Here is a 4,275-nt window from a genome sequence, read left to right as displayed (position 1 = left end):
GCCCGCCCGGTCCTGGCCGCCCTGCGGGCCGCCGGATTCCGGTACGACGCGCGCCGCCGGCTGCTCACCCTGCAGGGCGGCCGCCGGCCGCCCGTGGCCCTCCCGGGTTTCCGCTACCTCGGTGCCGACCCGGCGGCCGGCCCGAACTGGACCGGCCAGCCGGCGGTGGCCTCGTACTACGCCTGATCCGGGTGCCCCCGGCGCTACGGCCGGGCGCTTCCGGTGAGGTCGGCGAGCAGGCGGCGGCCCTGCGGCCAGTCGCCGAGGCCGGAGTCGCTGTTGATGTGGCCGAGCGGCCCGACGTCCACCAGCGCGGCGCCCCAGGCGTCGGCGAAGGCGGCGGCCCGCTCGGCGGTGCACCAGGGGTCGTCGGTGCTGGCGACCACCGTGGTCGGGAAGGGCAGCGGGCGCAGCGGTACGGGCCGGAAGTCGACCAGTTCCGGCACCTCGGCGGTGTCCACGTCGGCGGGGGCGACCAGCAGGGCGCCGACGACCGGGCCGGGCCCGGTGCGCCCGGCGGCCCAGTGGGCGACGGTGATGCAGCCGAGGCTGTGGGCGACCAGGACGACGGGGCGGTCGGCGGCGGCGACCGCGGCGTCCAGGGCGGCGACCCAGTCGGTGCGCCGCGGCGCGTCCCAGTCGGCCTGCTCGACCCGGACGAGGCCGGGGTCGGCGGCCTCCCACCGGCTCTGCCAGTGCGCGGGGCCGGAGTTCTGGTAGCCGGGCAGGACGAGGTGCAGAGGCTCGGCGGGGGACACGGCGGGCTCCTCGGATCGGGTCACGGGCGGGGCGCAGGCGTGGGGCGCGGCGCGGGGACGGCAGGTGCGGGGCGGTTCAGCCGACGGACGGCAGGACCTCCTCGACCGCGCTCGTCCCGGTGCCCGGGCGGGACTCCCAGCGCCAGGACTCGTCGAGCCGCAGGCGTCCGTCGGTCAGCCGGGACAGCGTGCTGACGCAGTGTCCGCTGCTGGTCTCGCCGGCATGGTTGAGCTGAACGTACCGGAATTCGAGGGTGTCGCCCGCGCGGGTGCCGACGAGGTGGCCGTGCACGATGTCGCCGCCCTGGTAGGAGGCCCAGACCCGGCCGTCCTGCTCGCGGTAGGCGAAGCTGGTGGCGGCGTCGACCTCGCCGTGCTCGGCGCGTCCGGTGGGCGAGAAGACCAGGCCGTCGAGGGATGGCAGCATGGCGGTGCTCCTTCCGTGCGGGAGCGCACAGTCGATCACGGCGGTCGCGGACGCTGCCAACGTTTCCGCATGCTGGGACGGCGTTCTCGCCCCTCGGGCGCCGGTCCTGCTCCGGCCGGGTCGGGGCGGGCGAGGCGGGCCGGGGCGGGCCGGGGCGGTACGGCGGTGTCAGAGGTAGTCGTCGAGCAGGGCCAGGGCGAAGCCCTGCTCGTCCACCGTGCGGAGCACCCGGCGGAGCACGTCCGTCATCGTGCCGCCCCACTCGGCGCGCCCGCGGAAGTGGGTGAGGATGATGTCGCCGGGGTGCAGGACCCGGTCCGCGTGGCGGTACTCCATGCGGTCGGGGAAGGCCTCCTCGTTCCACAGCGCGACGGCGCGGATGCCGCACTGCTGGGCGGCCCGCAGGGTGTCGTCGGTGTACTCGCCGTAGGGCGGGCGGAACAGCGGTGGCCGGGAGCCGGTCTCGCGTTCGAGTTCGTCCTGCTGGCCGCAGATCTCGGTGCGCTGCTCGGCGGCGGTGAGCTTGCGCATGTCGCGGTGGTTGAGCGTGTGGTTGCCGGTGGCGGCGTGCCCGTTCGCCAGCAGGCCGCGGAAGTAGCCCCAGTCGGGCCGGGCCAGGTAGCCGGTGAGGAAGGTGCTGTAGGGGATGCCGAGTTCGGCGGTCATCCGGGCGAACTCCGGGTCCTTCTCCGCTCCGTCGTCGATGGTCAGGAAGACCACCCGGTCCTCGGTGGGGACGCGCTGGACGACCGGTGGCAGGCCGGGCCGCAGGACGAGGCCGGGCCGGTCGGCGGTGAGCGCGGGCCGCTGTTCGGGCGGGGTCGGGGCGGCGGTCGGCAGCCGGTCGAGTCCCCAGCGGGCGGCCTGCTCGCGTGCCCGGCGCTCCGCGGACTGCCGGGCGGCCTGCACCGGGTCGATCCCCAGGGGTGCGTGGCGTTCGCGGGTTTCGACGGCGGCGAGCGGCGGGAGTGCGGCCGGCGCCGTGGCGGCCGGGGGAGCGGCGCTCCGGGAGGGCGCCGTCGAACAGGCCGTCAGGACGACGGCCAGCCCGGCCCAGAGCGCCGGGCCAACCCGAGGATGACAACCCGATGAGCCGATCTTCATACCGGCGGATGATCCCCGAGGCGGCCGGCGGTCAACCGCCCACCGCCGCAGGGACGCACGGACGGCCCAGCGACGGGGTGTCAGGCCGGGGGCTGGACGTCACCCGTGGTAGTGCTCCGTCCGCCGGGCCGTCCGGGGAGGTCCCCGGGCGGGATGCCCGGATGGTGCGCGGCCGCGCCGCTCCCGCCTTCGGCCGCGGCCCCGGGAGGACCGTCGTCGAAGGCGATCCGGGAGACGATCCGGTACCGGTCGCCGCGGTACACCGAGTGCACGTACTCCACCGGCCGACCGGCCGCGTCACTGGTCAGCCGCTCGAACAGCAGTGCCGGCGAGAGCACCGGCACCCCCAGCAGCCGGGACTCCGCCTCGTTGGTGACGGTGGGTTCGATCGACTGGACGGCCTCCCGCACCCGTACGCCGTGCCGTTCGCGCAGCAGGTCGTAGAAGTCGCCCGACTCCATGTCGGCCGGGGCCAGCCCGGGCACCAGCGCGGCCGGGACGTGCAGGTGCTCGATGGCCATCGGCTCACCGTCGACGAGGCGCAGCCGGGCCACCCGGGTCAGCTCCGCGGCGGGGGAGATCCGCAGCCGCCGGCCGAGCCGCGCCCCGGCCGGCACGGTCTCGAACTCCAGCACCCGCCCGGCCCAGCTGCCGGCGGCCCGCGGCACGCTGAAGGCACTGCCCTCGGAGGCCATCGCCATCTCCTGGACGACCTTCTCCGGGGCCACGAACATGCCGCGCCCGTGCTCGCGGACGAGCAGGCCGGTGGCCACCAGTTCGTCCACCGCCGCCCGCAGGGTCGGCCGGGACACCCCGAGCTCCTCGCACAGCGCCCGTTCGGACGGGATCGGCTCACCGGGCCTGCGGGCCTCCACCAGATCCCGCAGGTGGTCGCGCACCCGCGTCCGCTTCACCGCCACGGCGGCTCCCCTCGTCCGAACCTGACCAGCACCTTACCAGTGTGGCGGCCGAGGCGCCCCGGGCGCCCCTCAGGTCGCCACCACGACGTAGAAGGTCACCGAGGCGAGGAAGGGCCCGTTCTCGAGGTGGTCGAGCCAGCGGTCGGCGCCGTCCGGGGTGAGGTACCCGGCGGTGACGGCCCGGCGGGTGCAGCGTTCCAGTCCGAGGATCCGGTCGGCCGCCCGGACGTCGCGGAGGAGCGGCGTGATCGGGAGGACGGCGGGCACCTCGAACCCGGCCTCGACCGCCAGCCGCGGGAGGCGGCTGCCGATGCGGGCGTTGTGCACCGCCCGTTCGGTGACGTACCGGGTGTAGGCCTGCGTCAGCTCGCCGTCCGGGTGGTCGACGGTCAGGGTGCCCCAGTCGGGCTCGCCCATGACGAGCCGGCCGCCGGGCCGCAGCACCCGCCGGATCTCGGCGAGCGCCCGGCCCGGGTCGGCGACGTGCTGCAGCACCCGGTCGGTGCGGGCGCGGTCCGCGGCGCCGTCCGGCAGCGGCAGGTCGTGGAGGTCGCCGAGCCGGACCTCGACGGCGGGCCGTCCGGCGGTGCGCGCGGCGGCGGTGTCGACGGCGGCCCGGTCGTGGTCGACGCCGATCACCCGCCCTGCCGGGCCGGCGGCCGTGGCCAGGGAATCGAGGTCGGTGCCGGGGCCGCAGCCGAGGTCCAGCACCGTCGCGCCGGGCCGGACGTCGAGTTCGTCGAGCATGCGCTGCTTGTAGGCCCGGCCCAGGTCGGTCGCGGCCACCCGGTCGAGGTAGGCGGTCGGGTCGGGGGTGTCGGTCTCGAACACGGTGGAGGTCATGGCTGCCAGTCAATCAACTCCCGTCCGGGGGCGGGCCGCCGGACGTGTTCCGGTGCCGCCCCTTGACGCGCCAACTGGTCTATGCCACTTTCTCTTACCAGTGGTGCTCCAGTCCGCAAGTGGTAAGATCTTCCTCGCCACCGACCTCTCCGAGGCCGAGGGCGAGCGGTACGCCGCCCACGGCGAGGAACTGGAGATCGAGACCGCCAGGGTCCCGCTGGAG

Annotated in this window: 5 protein-coding genes and 2 pseudogenes; 2 read left to right on the top strand and 5 right to left on the bottom strand. The window is 75.8% G+C overall.

Going from position 1 to position 4,275, the window contains the following annotated elements; all coding sequences use genetic code 11:
• Positions 1-186 (top strand): annotated as a pseudogene (locus ABZ641_RS27485) (SAM-dependent methyltransferase); the annotation flags it as partial.
• A gap of 17 nt (positions 187-203) precedes the next feature.
• On the opposite strand, the gene ABZ641_RS27480 reads toward ABZ641_RS27485, so the two are convergent.
• From ABZ641_RS27480 to ABZ641_RS27460, 5 genes are all read right to left on the bottom strand, one after another.
• On the bottom strand, positions 204-758 hold the full coding sequence (locus tag ABZ641_RS27480; RefSeq protein WP_344627719.1) for an alpha/beta fold hydrolase: 555 nt from the start codon (positions 756-758) through the stop codon (positions 204-206).
• Between the two features lie 76 nt (positions 759-834).
• Positions 835-1,185: a hypothetical protein gene (locus ABZ641_RS27475; RefSeq protein WP_359985873.1), complete on the bottom strand. Its 351-nt coding sequence runs from the start codon at positions 1,183-1,185 to the stop codon at positions 835-837.
• A gap of 168 nt (positions 1,186-1,353) precedes the next feature.
• Entirely contained in the window at positions 1,354-2,289 is a 936-nt protein-coding gene (locus tag ABZ641_RS27470; RefSeq protein ID WP_359985870.1) for a polysaccharide deacetylase family protein, read from the bottom strand.
• A gap of 80 nt (positions 2,290-2,369) precedes the next feature.
• Positions 2,370-3,209, bottom strand: a complete 840-nt coding sequence (locus tag ABZ641_RS27465) for a GntR family transcriptional regulator (RefSeq protein WP_344627722.1) — start codon at positions 3,207-3,209, stop codon at positions 2,370-2,372.
• 69 nt (positions 3,210-3,278) lie between these two features.
• Positions 3,279-4,052, bottom strand: coding sequence for a methyltransferase domain-containing protein (locus ABZ641_RS27460; protein ID WP_359985868.1), 774 nt, complete (start codon positions 4,050-4,052; stop codon positions 3,279-3,281).
• A gap of 118 nt (positions 4,053-4,170) precedes the next feature.
• Here ABZ641_RS27460 and ABZ641_RS27455 point away from each other — a divergent pair.
• A pseudogene (locus ABZ641_RS27455) lies at positions 4,171-4,275 on the top strand (ADP-ribose pyrophosphatase); the annotation flags it as partial.

Origin of the sequence: Kitasatospora sp. NPDC007106, from assembly GCF_040634455.1 — a bacterium.
Taxonomy (GTDB): Bacteria; Actinomycetota; Actinomycetes; order Streptomycetales; family Streptomycetaceae; genus Kitasatospora; species Kitasatospora arboriphila.
Note: the sequence above shows the minus strand (reverse complement) of the source record. Positions and strands in the feature narration are given on the sequence as shown.